The following is a 15,053-nucleotide window of genomic DNA, read 5'->3' as shown; positions in this document are numbered from 1 at the left end:
CAGTGCCGCCCGTCGTCTTCTCGCACGGCAACAGCTTTCCCGCGAGCACCTACCGAGTCGTCCTCGACAGCCTGCGCAACCGCGGCTTCGAGGTCGACGCCATCGAGAAATTCGGGCACGACCCGAAGTACCCCGTCACCGACAACTGGCCGCACCTGGTGCAGCAGCTGGCCGACTTCGCCAAGCCACGCGCCGAGCGCGCCGGCGGCCCGGTATTCCTCATCGGCCATTCGCTCGGCGGCTTCCTGAGCCTCATGTGCGCCGCGCTGCACCCCGAACTGGCGCGCGGCGTGCTGCTGATCGACTCGCCCATCCTCGGCGGCTGGCGCGCGAACACGCTCAACGTGGTCAAGCGCACGCCGCTCATGAAGAGCGTGTCGCCCGGCGCCATCAGCCGCAAGCGCAGGAACAGCTGGGAACACCGCGAGGCCGTGTTCGAGCACTTCCGCAGCAAGAAGGCCTTCGCGAAGTGGGACGAGCAGGTGCTGCACGACTACATCGACCACGGCACCTTCGATGCCGACGATGCTCGCGCGCTGAGCTTCGACCGCGACGTCGAAACCGCCATCTACAACACCCTGCCCCACAACCTGGGCGCCCTGCTGCGCGCGCACCCGCTCAAGTGCAAGGCCGCCTTCATCGGCGGGCGCCAGTCGGCCGAGATGAAGCGCGTGGGCATGGCGATGACGCAGCAAGTCACCAAGGGTCGCATCGCCATGCTGGACGGCACGCACCTCTTCCCCATGGAAAAGCCGCTGGCCACCGCGGCGGCCATCGAGGCCGCGCTGCGCAACCTGCTCTGAGCCACCAGCCGACGGCCCCCGTCACGCCTGCGTGACGTGCACGCCCGGCCGGCGCCCCGCGTTCCACTTGCCGCCCAGCGCCCGCTCGATCTGAGCGGCCAGCTGCAGCAGCAGCCCGTCGTTCGCCTGAGCCGCCTGCGCCTGGATGCCCAGCGGCAGGCCGTTTTCCTGCTCGGCCATCGGCAGCGAGATGCCCGGCATGCCGCACAGGTTGGCCAGCGGCGTGTAGGCGAAGTTCTGCCAGAGGTTGGCGAACCAGTCGTATACCGAGGGGTTCGTGCTGGTCGTGAGGTATTCGCTGGTGCCCACCTTGGGCGTGGGCAGCGCGGTGATCGGTGTGAGGATGATGTCCCAGCGCTGGAAGAAATCGCCGAAGGCGCGCGAGGTGGTGTTGAACACCGCCTGCATCTTCGCGCGCTCGGTGTACGAGGTGTGCAGCCCGGCTTCCCAGATCTTGATGTTGATCGGCTCCAGCAGCTCGGCCGGCGGGCGCTCCAGGCCCAGCCGGTGCAGGTGGCCGTCGATGACCTGCGCGAAGTTGCTGATGTAGCAGGTGGTCTGGGCGTCGAAGGCGGTGCGGAAGTCCACCTCCGGCAGCGCCCATTCGACATGGTGGCCCAGCTCTTCGAGGAACCTGCCCGTGCGCTCCAGCTCGGCCACGAAATGCGGCGTGGCGCGAAAGTCGCCCCACTCGTGCGACAGCGCGATGCGCAGCCGCCCCGGATCGCGCTTGATGAGCTCGCTGTACGGCTCGGCCGGCGACCAGAAGGGCATGAACTCGCCGGGCGCGCCGCCGCGGCAGTGGTCGACGAAGGCGGCCGTGTCGCGCACGGTGCGGCTGTGGCAGCCCTGGATCGACACCAGCCCCGAAAGATCCGACAGCCCCGGCGCCAGCGAGAACACGCCGCGCGACACCTTCAGCCCGATGTTGCCGTTCACGCCCGCCGGAATGCGGATGGAGCCACCGCCGTCGGTGGCATGCGACAGCGGCAGCACGCCGGCGGCCACGATCGCCGCCGTGCCGGCCGAGGAGCCGCAGGTGGTGTATTCGAGGTCCCACGGGTTGCGCGTGACATGGAAGGCGTTCTCCGCCGAGCTGCACACGCCGAACTCCGGCGTCGTGCTGCGGCCCACGATGTTGAGCCCCGCCTTGCGCAATTGCTGCGTGAGGAAGCTGTCAGCCGCCGGTCGGTGGCCCTGCATCATCATCGAGCCGAACTCCTGCAGGCGGCCCTTCAACGTGGGGCCCAGGTCCTTCATCAGGTAGGGCAGCCCGGCGAAAACGCCTTCGGGGTTCATGCCGTCCTTGAGCGGATCGGCCACCACGTCGTCGAAGACCTCGACGACCGCGTCGAGCTGAGGGTCGAGCCTCGCGATGCCGGCAGCCGCCTGCGCGGCCAGTTCCGTCGCCGTCACCTCGCCCTTGCGCACCCGTTCGGCCAGGCCGATGCCGTCGTGGTCGGCCCATTCGCTCCAGCTCATTGCCAGCGTCATTCGCAGTGCTCCATTTCTTGTTCGGTGAGGAAAGTGCGTCCGATTTTGCCGAGCGTGTCGGCGCGACGCATACTCATCCGTCCTTGGGTGAGCAGGAACGAAGGACAAACAAGCGCACCGCATGACCGACACCGCCTGGATCGCCACCACGCTGACCGCCTCGCGCCCGCGCGCGGTGGCCGCGCTGCTTCGCTACTTCCGCGAGCTCGACATGGCCGAGGAAGCCTTCCAGGAAGCCAGCCTGCGCGCCCTGCGCCACTGGCCCGAGAGCGGCCCGCCGCGCGACCCGCTGGCCTGGCTGATCTTCGTGGGGCGCAACGCGGCGATCGACGAGGTGCGCCGGCGCGGCCAGCACAAGCCGCTGCCCGAGGACGACGCGCTCATCTCCGACCTGGACGACACCGAAGCCGCGCTCGTCGAACAGCTCGACCAGGCGCACTACCGCGACGACGTGCTGCGCCTGCTCTTCGTCTGCTGCCACCCCGAGCTGCCGCTGACGCAGCAGATCGCGCTGGCGCTGCGCATCGTCTCGGGCCTGTCGGTGCGCGAGATCGCGCGCGCCTTCCTGGTCGGCGAAAGCGCGATGGAGCAGCGCATCACCCGCGCCAAGAAGCGCGTGGCCACGGCCGGCATTCCCTTCGACACGCCGGGCCGGCGCGAGCGCGACGAGCGGCTGGCAGCCGTGGGCACCACGGTCTACCTGCTCTTCAACGAAGGCTATTCGGCCAGCGGCGGCGAGGAGCATGTGCGCGCCGCGCTGTGCGAAGAGGCGATACGCCTCGCGCGGCTGCTGCTCGAACTGTTCCCCGGCGAGCCCGAACTGATGGGCCTGCTCGCCCTGCTCCTGTTGCAGCATGCGCGCGCCGCCGCGCGGCTCGATGCCGGCGGCATGGTCGTGCTGCTCGAAGACCAGGACCGCGCGCGCTGGAACCGCGCGCTCATCGACGAAGGCCTGGCGCTGGTCGAAGGCGCGCTGCGCCAGCGCAGGCCCGGCCCCTGCCAGCTGCAGGCCGCCCTCGCCGCCACCCACGCGCAGGCCGCGCGCGCCCAGGACACCGACTGGGCCGAGATCGACCGGCTCTACGCCGCGCTCGAAGCGCTGCAGCCCTCCCCTGTCGTCACGCTGAACCGCGCGGTGGCGGTGCACAAGCTGCACGGGCCCCAAACCGCGCTGGCGCTGACCGAGCCGCTGGCCGGCGCGCTGGACGGCTACTTCCACTTCCACGGGCTGCGAGGCGCGCTGCTGATGCAGCTGGAGCGCGCCGACGAAGCCCGCGCCGCATTCGCGCGCGCCCTCGGCATGGCCCGCACCGCCGCCGAGGCCGCGCACATCCGAGCGATGCTCGACCGTCTCGGCACGCCCGGCTGACCCGAACCGACCCGCCCGCCACGAACCACGAAAAGAAAAGGAAGACCATGCTCTATTCCATCCTCATCTACGGCTCCGAATCCACGGTGGCCGCCTGGGAGCCCGGCGTCGAAGAGGAAATGCTCGAACGCCACACCGACCTGCGCGAGGACCTGCAGGGACAGGGCAAGCTCGGCACCGTGCTGCGGCTGATGCCCAACGTGGCCAGCACGGTGCGCCGCGCGGGCGACCTGCATCCGCTGGTCACCGACGGCCCCTTCGCCGAGACGAAGGAGCAGCTCATGGGCATCTACGTCGTGGAGTGCGAGTCGGTGGAGGAAGCCACGCATGCCGCGCACCGGCTGGCCTTCGAGGGCGGCGTGTTCGAGATCCGGCCGATCACCTGGTACGACCCAGGCGTGATCCCGGCGCGCATTCCGCAGGTCTGACGGAAAAAAACCTGCCGGCGATGTCGGATCGGGCCGCCGCCCCGCGTCCTTGGTTGGAACGCCCGCATGTCGCGGGCGGCAATCCGAGGAGAAAAGACGATGTCGCAGGCATTCAAGGACAAGTGCGTGGTGGTTCACGGTGGCAGCGGCGCCATCGGCGGTGCGGTGGCCCGCGCCTTTGCGCGTGAAGGCGCCAGGTTGTTCGTCACGGGGCGGAACCGGGCCAGGCTCGAGGCGGCGGCGCGAGCCATCGAGGCCGAGGGCGGGCGGGCCGAGGCGGCCGTGGTCGATGCGCTCGACGAGCAGGCCATGCTGCGCCATGCCGCCGAAGTTGCAGAACGCGCCGGCGGCATCGACATCGCGCTCAACGCCATCGGCGTGATGCACGTGCAGGGCACGCCGCTATCGGCGCTGGCGCTGGAAGACTTCTTCCTGCCCGTACAGGCTTACATCCGCGCCTGCTTCCTGACTGCAAAGGCCGTGGCGCCGCACATGGCCAGGCGCGGCGGCGGCGTGGTTCTTTCGGTGTCTACGCCGGCCTCGCGCCTGCCGGGGCCGGGCTACCTGGGCCACGCGGTGGCCTGCGCGGGCGTGGAGGCGCTCTCGCGTCACATGGCGGGGGAGCTCGCGGCGTTCAACATCCGCACCGTGTGCATCCGCTCGCACGCCATTCCCGAGGCGGTGACCGCAGGCTCGCACGCCCGCGAGGTGTTCCGCCCGGCGGCGGAGAGCATGGGGCTCACGGTCGAGCAGATGCTCGCAGCCAAGCCACCCGGCCTGCTGGTGAAGCGGCTGCCCTCGCTCGACCAGATGGCCGCCACCGCACTGTTCGCAGCCTCGGAAGGCGCCAGCGCGATGACCGGCGCGGTGCTGAACCTGAGCGGGGGCATCACGCTGGACTGACGCGGGGCCAGGCCCGGCTCCCTAGAATCGCCCGGGTCATTCCCCAACCCTGCCGATTCCGCATGCAGCCCGACTTCCCGCCAGCGCCCGCGCTGGCCGACGCCCTGATCGTCGATCCGTTCTACCTGGCGATCTCCGTCGATTTCGAGCACGACATGGCGGCCCGCAAGGCGGTGCTCGCCGACTACTTCGCCTACTCGCTGGGCGAGGCATCGCGCACCGGCCGCTACCTCACGGCCGAGGATGCCCGGCTGGGCGCGGCGGCCTGGCTGCTGCCTCGCGCGGAAGCGGTCGACGCGGCCGAGTCGGCGGCGAAGGGCGAATACCTCGCCGCCACGCTCGGCCCGCGCGGCCACGGCAACTATCGCCGCATCGTCGATTTCATGGCCGCGCGCTCGCCGGACGTGGTGCCGCCTGAAGCGTGGTACCTGTCGATCCTCGGCATCTCGCCGGCCGCGCAGGGGCGCGGGCTGGGCGCGCAACTGCTGGCACCCACCCTGGCCGAGGCCGACGCGGCGGGCGTGCCCTGCTTCCTGGAGACCTTCACGCCGCGCAGCGTGGCCTTCTACGAGCGGCTGGGTTTCCGGGGCGCGGCGGAGCACCGGGAGCCGGTCACGAACTCGGCCTACCTGATCATGTGCAGGCCGGCGCGGCAGTAATCGGCAGTAATCGGCAGCAAACGGGAAAATTGGTAGATACGTTCCACTCGCCGCGCCAGGTCGGCCGAAGATTCCGCCGCATGTCCTCTCTCCCTGTCGAAGACGCCGAACCCGTTTCGCTGAGCCCCACGCTGATCGTCGAGGACGAGCCGGCCATGCAGGAGCGCCTGCGCCACGTGCTGTCCACCCTCGGCTGCGACGAGAACCGCATCGCGGTGACCGACAGCGTCGCCGGCGCCCGGCAACTGCTCGACGGGCGGGACTACGGCGTGGTGCTGGTGGACATCGGCCTGCCCGACGGCAGCGGGGTCGAGCTGATCGGCTGGCTGCAGGCCGAACCGGCCGGCCATTCCTGCGGTGGTGATCTCGGCCTGGCGCACCGAGGAGGTCATCTTCGCGGCGCTGCGCGCCGGCGCCATCGGCTACCTGCTGAAGGAGCGCGACGACGTCGAACTGGGCATTGCGCTGCGCAGCATCGAGCAGGGCGGCGCGCCCATCGATCCGAGCATCGCGCGCCACATCCTCGCCTGGGTGGCGACGCACCAGCCGCCGCCGCCGGCCGAGACGGCGACACAGCCCTCCGGAGAAGCACCGGCCGCGCTCACGCGCCGGGAGCGCAAGATACTCGAGCTCGTCTCGCAGGGCCTGAGCAACCGCGAAATGGCCGAGTCGCTATCGATCTCCAGACTGACCGTGGAATGCCACACCAAGAACATCTACCGCAAGCTCGCCGTCAGTTCGCGCACCGAAGCCGTCTTCGAAGCGCGAAGGCATGGCTTGCTGCGCTGACCGGCGCGGTCGTCCTGCTTCTTCTCGCGGCCTGCCCGGCCCTCTCGGCCCTCGCGGCCGGTGACGCCGCCGCTCCCGCGCTGCGCGTGGAGGCCGCGCGCGGCGCAGGCTGGAACGACACCGCCCCGCCCGCCGAAGGCTGGACGCCCGTCGCCCTGCCCGACAGCTGGGCCACCCGCTGGCCCGGCTTCGACGGCGTGGTCTGGTACCGCCTGACATGGGAGCAGCCCGAACAGCTGCGTGAAGCCGGCCTGCTGCTGAACTACCTGAACATGGCCGGCGAGGTGTCGCTCAACGGCACGACGATCTCGCGCGACGAAAGCCTGGTCGAGCCGCTCACGCGCGCCTGGAACACGCCGCGCTACTGGCTGCTGGCACCGCCTCTGCTGAAGCCCGGCACCAACACGCTGCTGGTGCGCGTTTCGGGGTTGGCGCCCTACCAGGCGGGGCTGGGGCCGGTCGAGGTCGGCGAGCCGGCGGCGATGCAGTCGCGATTCGAACGCGAGCGGCTGGTGCGGCGCGACCTGCAGGTGCTTGGCCTCGCGGTCAGCGCGGCGGTCTCGGCCTTCTTCGCCGCCTGGTGGTGGCTGCGCCGGCGCGAGACGGCCTACGGCTGGTTCGCCGTGATGTCGGTGCTGTGGCTGCTGTTCGCCTACAACCAGATCGCGACCAGCCCCTGGCCCTTCAGCTCCAACCATCACTGGCAGGCACTCAACACCTCGCTGCTGCTGGTGTTCAGCGTGTCTTACCTGCTCTTCGTGCTGCGCTACTGCGGGCGCCGCCTGCCACGGCTCGAAGGCGCGGCCGCGCTGGTGGCGCTGGCCGGCGTGCTCGACCTGTGGCTGGCGCCCGAGCCGTCGCTGGCGGTGCACCGGGCCATCTGGACGCTGGTGGGCGGCCTCACCATCATCGCGGTGAACAGCTACGCCCTCGTGTACGGCTGGCGCCACCGCGGCAGCCCGGTGCGCTCCATCGCGCCGTTCATGGCGATCTCGGCCGTGACGGGCGCGCACGACCTGCTGGTGTTCACTCAGGTGATCGACAGCAACGTCTACTACACCAACATGTCGTCGTACGTGCTGCTGCTGGGCATGGCGCTGACGCAGGCCGCGCGCTTCGCGCAGAGCCTGCGGCGCATCGAGAACTTCAACACCGAGCTGATCGAGGAAGTGAACGCGGCCAAGGCCGAGCTTGCCGCCACGCTGGCGCAGCAGCATGCGCTGGAGCTGGCGCATGCGCGGATCGGCGAGCGGGTGAACCTGGTGAGCGACCTGCACGACGGGCTCGGCGGCATGTTGGTGGGCAGCATCGCGACGCTGGAGCGCAAGCCCGAGAACCTCAGCGCGCCGGAGCTGCTGGTCATGCTCAAGCGCCTGCGCGACGACCTGCGGCTGATCATCGACGCCACCGGCCACGACCACGGCGCCCGCGCGCTCGGCGAACTGCTGGTGCCGATGCGCCATCGCAGCGCGCAACTGCTCGACGCCAACGGCATCGACTGCCGCTGGCAGGTGTCGGGCATCGAGACACTGGAGCTGCCGCCGTCGCAGAGCCTGGACCTGATGCGCTTCCTGCAGGAGGCGCTGACCAACGTGCTCAAGCACAGCGCGAGCCGCCGCGTGGACGTGACGGTGGAGCGCGCGGGCGCCGAGCTTCAGCTCAGCGTGCGCGACGACGGGCGCGGCTTCGCGGTCGATGACCAGACAGCGGGCGCAGGACTGCGCAATCTGCGCACGCGGGCCCGCCGACTCGGCGCCGAGCTGCACCTGCACTCACGCCCCGGCGAGACCCGGGTGGCGCTGCGGATGCCGCTCGCCGGCTGAGACCTCAGAGTTCGAGCACCAGCCGGCCTTCGCAGGCGCGCGAGCAGCAGGCCATCATCTTCGTGTTGGCTTCGCGCTCCACGCGTGTGAGCACCACGTCGCGGTGGTCGACCTTGCCGGCGAGCACGCGCACTTCGCAGGAGCCGCACAGGCCTTCCTCGCAGTCGCTCTGCACGTCGACGTTGGCGGCGCGCAGCGCGGTCAGCAGGGTCTGGTCGGGCGGCACGGTGAGGACGAGGCCCGAATCCTTCAGCTCCACCTCGAAGGCATGTTCCTTCGATGGATCGAGCGTGGCCAGCGTGGATTCGAAATGCTCCACGCGCAGCGCACCCTCGGGCCACGCGGCGCAGCAGTCTTCCAGCGCCTGCAGCATGCGCAGCGGGCCGCAGGCGTAGACCTGCGCGCCGGCCACCGGCTGCGCGAGCAGCGCCTGCAGGTCGTTGCGCCGGCCTTCATCGGCGACGTGCAGGTGCAGCCGGTCGCCATGCAGCGCGGCGAGTTCGTCGACGAAGGCCATGCTGCGGCGGCTGCGGCCGCTGTAGTGCAGCTCGTAGTCCATGCCCAGCGCCTTGGCGCGGCGCGCCATCGCGCTCACCGGCGTGATGCCGATGCCGCCGGCGATGAAGATGGCCTTCTTCAGCGACTCGTCGAGCCTGAAGTGGTTGCGCGGGCCGCGGATGCGCAGCCGGTCACCCGGCTTCACGTTCGCATGCACCCATGCCGAGCCGCCGCGCCCCTCGGGCTCGTGCAGCACGGCGATCTCGAAGGCGCCCGCGTCGTCGGGGTCGCCGCACAGCGAATACTGGCGCGAGAGTTCGGGCGTGCCGCATTCGACGTCGATGTGCGCGCCGGCCGTCCAGCGCGGCAGCGGCTTGCCGTCGGGCGACACGAGGCGCAGCCTGACGATGCCCTCGGCCACCGGCGTCACGCCCTGCACCACCACCGGCCGCGCGATGGAATGCGCCGAGGGCTCGCCGATGCGCACCGGCACGCGCACGTCGCGCAGGCCCGGGTTCTTGCGCTCGGGGTTGGCGGCCGGGTCCCATTCCACCCACAGGTGCTCGGGCCCGCGGAACGAGGTGTTCGGCACGTAGGTGAAGCGCTGCTCGGAAAGCCGCATGTGCGGCAGACGGCGCGTGAACTCCTCCAGGAAAATCTGCATCTCCATGCGCGCCAGGTTCTTGCCCATGCACTGGTGCGAGCCGTAGCCGAAGGTGAGATGGTCGCTGGCGTTGTCGCGGCGGATGTCGAACAGGTCGGCATCCGAGAAATGCCCCTCGTCGTGGTTGGCCGACGAGGTGACGATGAGCAGGCGCGAGCCCGCCGGCAGGTCGACGCCGCCGACCTGCGTGTCCCTGGTGACCATGCGGCGCCATGCGGCCACCGAGCCGTTGTGGCGCAGACACTCCTCCACCGCGTTGGGAATGAGCCCCGGGTCTTCGCACAGCTCGCGCCACACCTGCGGGTGCTGCAGCAGCAGCTTCACCGCGTTGGCGGTGGCGTTGGCCGTGGTCTCGTGGGCGGCGACGATGCCGGCCATCATCATCGAGTGCAGGTACGAGTCGGTCACCACATCGGGATGCTGCAACTGCTTGCGGATGCCGTACTGCATCCAGCCGGGTGCGTCGGGGTCCTGGCGCATCTTGTCGAGCACCTTGCCGGCGTACTGCCAGAAGTTGCCCACCGCGTGCGCCACCGCCACCTGTTCCTCGGGCTTCGGGCGGCCCCAGGTGTTGACGGTATGGGCGATGGAGTACTTGCGCAGCGTGTCCATGTCTTCCTCGGGCACGCCGAGGAAATGCAGCGCCACCGTGAGCGGGATCTCCCACAGCATCTGGTCGACGAGGTCGGCGCGGCCGTCGTCGATGAAGCGGTCGACGTACTCGCGCGCCAGCTCGCGCACCATGGGCTCGTGGTGCTTCAGCGCCTCGGGCGTGAAGGGGTCCATCAGCGCGCGGCGGCGCGGCATGTGGGCGGGCTCGTCCTCGTTGACCAGCGTGCGGTTGAGCGCGAAGCCGTACGAAGCCAACACCGCGTTGGCCTCCTCGCCCGTGGGCGTGATCTTCTCGAGCGCGATCGACGGGCTGAAGGTGATGTTGTCGCGGAACACCGCCTTGATGTCCTCGTAGCGCGTGAGCACCCAGTAGCCCAGCTTGGGGCTGTAGAAGATGGGCTCCTGTTCGCGCGCCCAGCGCACGTACTCGGGCGGGTCCTGCTGGTAGCCGTCCTCGAAGGGGTCGAAACCGGCGGCGCGCTGGCTCACGGGGCAGCCGGTGGGCGTGCGCTCGGAGGACAGCGGCCCGTGCGCGACGGGGCAGCCGGAGGCGCGCGATGGCGTGACGGTATCGGACATGGCAGGCAGCTTCAGTCGAGGGTGATCTTCAGGTCGCGGATCAGCTTGTGCCAGCGCTCGGTTTCGCTCCTGAGCAGCGCGGCGTACTGCGCGGGCGTGTTGCCGACCGGCTCCACGCCGAAGTCGACCATGCGCGTGCGCACAGAGGGCTCGTTGATGGCGGCGACCAGCTGGCGGTTGAGCGTGCTGACCACGTCAGCGGGCGTGGCCGAGGGCACCACCACGCCGACCAGCGCGGCGGCCTCGACATTCTTGTAGCCGAGCTCGGCGAAGGTGGGCACGTCGGGCAGCTGCGGCAGGCGCGTTGGGTTGGCCACCGCCAGCGCGCGCACCTTGCCGCCCTTGATGAAGCCGGAGCTCGCGGCCAGGTCGACCATCATGGCCGGCAGCTGCCCGCCGACCACGTCGGCCAGCGCCGGCGCGGCGCCGCGATACGGCACGTGGACCATGAAGAGCTTGGCCTCCACCTTCAGCAGCTCCATCGCCAGATGGTGCGGGCTGCCCGCGCCGGCCGAGGCGTAGTTGATGCCGCCCGGCTTGGCGCGGGCCTGGGCGATGAAGTCCTTGGCCGAGCTGAAGCCCGAGTTGGCGCCGACGACCAGGATCATCGGGAACTTGCCCATCAGCGTGACTGGCGCCAGATCCTTCGTGGGGTTGTAGCTCAGCGACTTGTAGAGCGCGGGGTTGAACACCAGAGTGCCGTTGTCGGCCGACAGCACGGTGTAGCCGTCGGCCGCGGCGCGCGTGGTCTCGGAAGCGGCCAGCGCGGTGTTGCCGCCGGGCTTGTTGTCCACCAGCACCGGCTGCCCGACCTGGGTCGACAGCGTCTGCGCAACCGTGCGCGCCAGGAAGTCGGAACCGCCGCCGGCTGCATAGGGAACGATCCAGCGGATCGGCTTGGCGGGATAGGCCTGCTGGGCGCCGGCGCTGGCGGCCGCGGCAGCCAGCGAAAGAACAGCGAGGCAGCGGGCGATGTGCTTCTTCATGAGGGAGTCTCCGTGAGGGATTTTGTGTATTGCGTAATTATCATACGCATAGCGTAATTCACGGATCGCGGGTTTACCCGGCCTTACCGGTAGAGCACCTAACATCCAGCCGTCATGAAGCAGCCTCCGGAATCCGATCCCTCCCTCTCCTCCCCAGCCCGCGAACGCCGCCAGCGGGTGCAGTCCGCCGAGACCGGCATGTCGGTGCTCAAGGGGCTGGCGCACCTGGGCGGACGCAGCAGCCTGACCGCGCTGTCGGCGCACGTCGCCGAGAGCCCAGCCAAGGTGCACCGCTACCTCGCGAGCCTGATGGAAGCCGGTCTGGTGCTGCAGGACGCCGTCTCGCAGCACTACTACCTGGGCACGGAAGCCATCCAGATCGGCCTGGCCGCCATGCGCCAGGCCGACCCGATCCGCGCGGCCGAGCCCTGCCTGATCCGCCTGCGCGAATCGCTGGAGGTGACCTGCTTCGTGGCGGTGATGGGCAACAAGGGCCCGACCATCGTGCGCTTCGAGGAGCCGGGCCTGCCGGTCACGGTGAACGTGCGCGCCGGCTCGGTGATGTCGATGCTGTGGTCGGCCACCGGCCGCGCCTTCCTGGGGCTGCTCGACGAATCGCGCGTGGTCGCGCTGGCCGAGCAGGAACTGGGCGAGGCCACGCCGGAGATGCGCGCGCAGCTCGATGCGAAGGACCCGATCGGCCAGCTGCGCCGCGAGGTGCGCCAGGCGCACTGCGCGAGCGTGAAGGACACCTACCTGCGCGGCATCAGCGCCGTGGCGGCGCCGGTGTACGACTACGCGGGAAGGGTCTGCGCCGTGATCACCGCGCTGGGTGCCACGGGCGGCTTCGATCCGTCGATCGACGGACCCATCGCCGCTGCGGTGCGGCAGGAAGCCAGGGCCGCGAGCGCCCTGCTGGGCGCCGCGAACTGAAGCAGGATCAGTCGGCCCAGACCACGGTGCCGGTCCACGCGGTGGCCAGCACCAGGATGCCGAAGGCGATGCGGTACCAGGCAAAGGGAATAAAGCTGTGGCTGCTGATGTACTTCAGCAGCCAGCGCACGCACAGCCAGGCGCTGATGAACGAGAACACCAGGCCCACGGCGAACAGCGGCACGTCGCCCATCGACAGCGCCGCGCGCTCCTTGTAGATGCTGTAGAGGCCCGCGCCGATCAGCGTGGGAATGGCCAGGAAGAACGAGAAGTCGGTCGCCGCCTGGCGCGACAGGCCCAGCAGCATGCCGCCGATGATGGTCGAGCCGCTGCGGCTGGTGCCCGGGATCATCGCGAAGCACTGCACCAGGCCGACCTTGAGCGCGTCCCATGGCGTCATGTCGTCTACATGCTCGACGCGCACCGACCCGGGCGGGCGCTTCTCGGCCCACAGGATGATGAAGCCGCCGATGATGAAGGTGCTGGCCACCACGGTCGGGATGAACAGGTGCTCCTTGATGACCTTGCCGAACAGCAGGCCCAGCACCACCGCGGGCAGGAAGCCGATGAAGATGTTGAGCGCCAGGCGCTGCGCCTTGGGCTGGCGGGGCAGCGCGACGACGGTCGAGCGGATCTTCTGCCAGTAGACCAGGATCACCGCGAAGATCGCGCCGGTCTGGATGGCGATCTCGAAGACCTTGCCCCGGTTGTCGCCGAAGCCGCCGAGCAGGGAGCCCGCAAGGATCAGGTGGCCTGTCGAAGAGATGGGAAGAAATTCGGTGAGGCCTTCGACGATGCCCATGACGGCGGCCTTGACCAGCAAAACAATATCCACGCGTACTCCTTTTCAAGTGCAGCCATTATCACGAGGGGGCAGGTCAGCCCCGGCTCAGCATCCCCTGTTTCGGTGATGTTCAGGCCCCCTGCATTGACACACAGTCACGTATCAGGGTGTGTGTGAGACGCCCGCAGGAGTCATCGGTAATGCGAACGTTCACGCGCAGCGACAGGCTGGAAGAACACGCGTCGACTTTCGACGATCACGGCGAGGACCGCCGCAAGAACGCCCAGGACCTCGAATGCGAGCAGCGCGCCTCGATGCGGCGCGTGGTCGAGGCCACGGGCGCATCGGCCCACGAACTGCAGCAGCTGATGCAGCGGCTGCTCGACATCGACCGCTCGGGCTCCAGCGCGGGCATCGTCGCGCAAGGGCACATCGAGGCCGACCGCATGCAGTCGGGCATGGCGGCACTCGACCTGGGCGACGGCAACGTGGCCGAGCAGCGCGGCGACGCCGTGCAGACCATCGATTTCTGGCTGCTCGAGCCGCTGGACCCCGCGCACGACAAGAAGTGGTACGCGCGCTGGAAGTTCTGGAGCTTCATCCTCGGCGCGGCCGGCTCCGAGGCCGCCCTCACCCTGCAGGGCCTGGCGCTGCGCCCCACAGAGCCCGGCGACACGCATGCCGATTTGGTGGCGAAGGCGCGCAAGGTGCTCGAGAGCTGGCGCCGCACCTCCGAGCCGCTCTTCTGGTCGGCCGTGGAGTGCTACGTGCGGCAGCAGTCGTTCTCGCTCGAGACACAGGCCTACCTGATGCACTGCATCGCCGTGGTGTTCGCGGGCGATCCGATGAAGCTGTCGAACGAGCAGAGCGAGCAGCTCGCGGGCGTGCTCGCCGACACGTACTGCGACGCGCTGGGCACCTCGGCGTGCATGCCCTCGGCGGACATCTACCGGCGCCTGTCGCAGGGGCTGGAAGCGACCGACCGCGAGACCGGCCTGGTCCGCAACCTGGGGCGCAGCGACGCAGCCCAGATCGCGATGACGGCGCTGTTCTCGGTGATCGAGTTCTCTCGCCTACGCTGAGCCCGAAGCGGTGCGCCGGCGCAGCGCGCGCACCGCGCTGTCGACCGTGGTGAGCACCGGCAGGCCGCTGGCCGCCTCGCAGGCCGCGCGTGCGCGCGCCATGCTGAACTGCGCCAGCGCGATGCGCGTGCAGCCGCGCTCCCGCAGCGCGACCGCCTGCGCGGCGATCAGGGCGTCGTGCCGCTGCGTGTCGCCTGCATTCAGGGCGTCGAGCGCGCCTTCGGCAAGCGCGGTTTCTAGCGCGACCTCCGAAGGAAACTCCGGCGGCATCGACGCCAGCGTGGGCGCGAAGGTGGCGATGAGGCCCAGCCTGCCCTGCCCCTGCACTGCCTCGTCGATCATGGCCTCGTTGGGCTTGAGCACCGGAATGCCCGCGTGCCGCCGCGCCACCGCCTCGATGCACGGCCCGAAGGCCGAGCAGGTGAAGAGGATGCCCTGCGCGCCCGTGTCGACCGCGTACTGCGCCAGGCGCTGGAAGCGCTCGTGCATGGCGTCGTCGAGCCCCCTGCCATTGCGCGCCAGGTCGGCCGAGAGGCTGTCGTCGAGCAGGTTCATGCGCACGGCCTCGGGCCAGTCGCGCGCGAAGGCTTCGTTGATGGGCGCGACGGAGTGCGAGAGCGCGTGGATCAGGGCAATGCGGGTCATGA

Annotated in this window: 13 protein-coding genes and 1 pseudogene; 9 read left to right on the top strand and 5 right to left on the bottom strand. The window is 69.8% G+C overall.

The window, feature by feature from the left end; translation table 11 throughout:
* Positions 1 to 2 precede the first annotated feature (2 nt).
* Entirely contained in the window at positions 3 to 803 is an 801-nt protein-coding gene (locus ACHMXA_RS13965; RefSeq protein WP_176664938.1) for an alpha/beta fold hydrolase, read from the top strand.
* A 21-nt stretch (positions 804 to 824) separates the two neighbouring features.
* Here the strand turns inward: ACHMXA_RS13965 and ACHMXA_RS13960 are convergent, their stop codons facing one another.
* Positions 825 to 2,297: an amidase gene (locus ACHMXA_RS13960; protein WP_176664937.1), complete on the bottom strand. Its 1,473-nt coding sequence runs from the start codon at positions 2,295 to 2,297 to the stop codon at positions 825 to 827.
* 121 nt (positions 2,298 to 2,418) lie between these two features.
* On the opposite strand from ACHMXA_RS13960, the gene ACHMXA_RS13955 reads away from it, so the two are divergent.
* The 6 genes and pseudogenes from ACHMXA_RS13955 (at position 2,419) to ACHMXA_RS13930 (ending at position 8,268) form a co-directional block, all read left to right on the top strand.
* On the top strand, positions 2,419 to 3,666 hold the full coding sequence (locus ACHMXA_RS13955) for an RNA polymerase sigma factor (RefSeq protein WP_395321032.1): 1,248 nt from the start codon (positions 2,419 to 2,421) through the stop codon (positions 3,664 to 3,666).
* A gap of 47 nt (positions 3,667 to 3,713) precedes the next feature.
* The gene (locus ACHMXA_RS13950) at positions 3,714 to 4,094 is read left to right on the top strand and encodes a YciI family protein (RefSeq protein WP_395321031.1); all 381 of its coding nucleotides are present in this window, start codon (positions 3,714 to 3,716) and stop codon (positions 4,092 to 4,094) included.
* Between the two features lie 99 nt (positions 4,095 to 4,193).
* Positions 4,194 to 4,997, top strand: coding sequence for an SDR family NAD(P)-dependent oxidoreductase (locus ACHMXA_RS13945; protein ID WP_395321029.1), 804 nt, complete (start codon positions 4,194 to 4,196; stop codon positions 4,995 to 4,997).
* Between the two features lie 62 nt (positions 4,998 to 5,059).
* Positions 5,060 to 5,656 carry a GNAT family N-acetyltransferase gene (locus ACHMXA_RS13940; protein ID WP_395321027.1) on the top strand — a complete coding sequence of 199 codons (597 nt, stop codon included), beginning with the start codon at positions 5,060 to 5,062 and terminating at the stop codon, positions 5,654 to 5,656.
* Between the two features lie 80 nt (positions 5,657 to 5,736).
* Positions 5,737 to 6,445, top strand: a pseudogene (locus tag ACHMXA_RS13935) (response regulator).
* The gene (locus tag ACHMXA_RS13930; RefSeq protein ID WP_395321026.1) at positions 6,355 to 8,268 is read left to right on the top strand and encodes an ATP-binding protein; all 1,914 of its coding nucleotides are present in this window, start codon (positions 6,355 to 6,357) and stop codon (positions 8,266 to 8,268) included. The pseudogene ACHMXA_RS13935 and the gene ACHMXA_RS13930 overlap by 91 nt, the downstream one beginning before the upstream one ends.
* 4 nt (positions 8,269 to 8,272) lie before the next feature.
* On the opposite strand, the gene ACHMXA_RS13925 is transcribed toward ACHMXA_RS13930, so the two are convergent.
* Both ACHMXA_RS13925 and ACHMXA_RS13920 read right to left on the bottom strand, forming a co-directional pair.
* Positions 8,273 to 10,621 carry a cytochrome P450/oxidoreductase gene (locus ACHMXA_RS13925; protein WP_395321024.1) on the bottom strand — a complete coding sequence of 783 codons (2,349 nt, stop codon included), beginning with the start codon at positions 10,619 to 10,621 and terminating at the stop codon, positions 8,273 to 8,275.
* Between the two features lie 11 nt (positions 10,622 to 10,632).
* Positions 10,633 to 11,607, bottom strand: a complete 975-nt coding sequence (locus tag ACHMXA_RS13920; protein ID WP_395321022.1) for a Bug family tripartite tricarboxylate transporter substrate binding protein — start codon at positions 11,605 to 11,607, stop codon at positions 10,633 to 10,635.
* A gap of 114 nt (positions 11,608 to 11,721) precedes the next feature.
* Between ACHMXA_RS13920 and ACHMXA_RS13915 the strand changes: the two genes are divergently transcribed.
* Positions 11,722 to 12,540 (top strand): IclR family transcriptional regulator, encoded by an 819-nt coding sequence (locus ACHMXA_RS13915; protein WP_395321020.1) that lies wholly within the window; start codon positions 11,722 to 11,724, stop codon positions 12,538 to 12,540.
* 7 nt (positions 12,541 to 12,547) lie between these two features.
* Here the strand turns inward: ACHMXA_RS13915 and ACHMXA_RS13910 are convergent, their stop codons facing one another.
* The gene (locus ACHMXA_RS13910; protein ID WP_395321018.1) at positions 12,548 to 13,375 is read right to left on the bottom strand and encodes an undecaprenyl-diphosphate phosphatase; all 828 of its coding nucleotides are present in this window, start codon (positions 13,373 to 13,375) and stop codon (positions 12,548 to 12,550) included.
* A 149-nt stretch (positions 13,376 to 13,524) separates the two neighbouring features.
* Between ACHMXA_RS13910 and ACHMXA_RS13905 the strand changes: the two genes are divergently transcribed.
* On the top strand, positions 13,525 to 14,406 hold the full coding sequence (locus tag ACHMXA_RS13905) for a hypothetical protein (RefSeq protein ID WP_395321016.1): 882 nt from the start codon (positions 13,525 to 13,527) through the stop codon (positions 14,404 to 14,406).
* Here the strand turns inward: ACHMXA_RS13905 and ACHMXA_RS13900 are convergent.
* The gene (locus ACHMXA_RS13900; protein ID WP_395321014.1) at positions 14,398 to 15,051 is read right to left on the bottom strand and encodes an aspartate/glutamate racemase family protein; all 654 of its coding nucleotides are present in this window, start codon (positions 15,049 to 15,051) and stop codon (positions 14,398 to 14,400) included. The genes ACHMXA_RS13905 and ACHMXA_RS13900 overlap by 9 nt on opposite strands.
* Positions 15,052 to 15,053 lie beyond the last annotated feature (2 nt).

The sequence above is a fragment of the Variovorax sp. UC74_104 genome, assembly GCF_044055375.1.
Classification (GTDB): Bacteria; Pseudomonadota; Gammaproteobacteria; order Burkholderiales; family Burkholderiaceae_C; genus Variovorax.
This window is presented reverse-complemented; position numbering and strand designations above follow the sequence as displayed.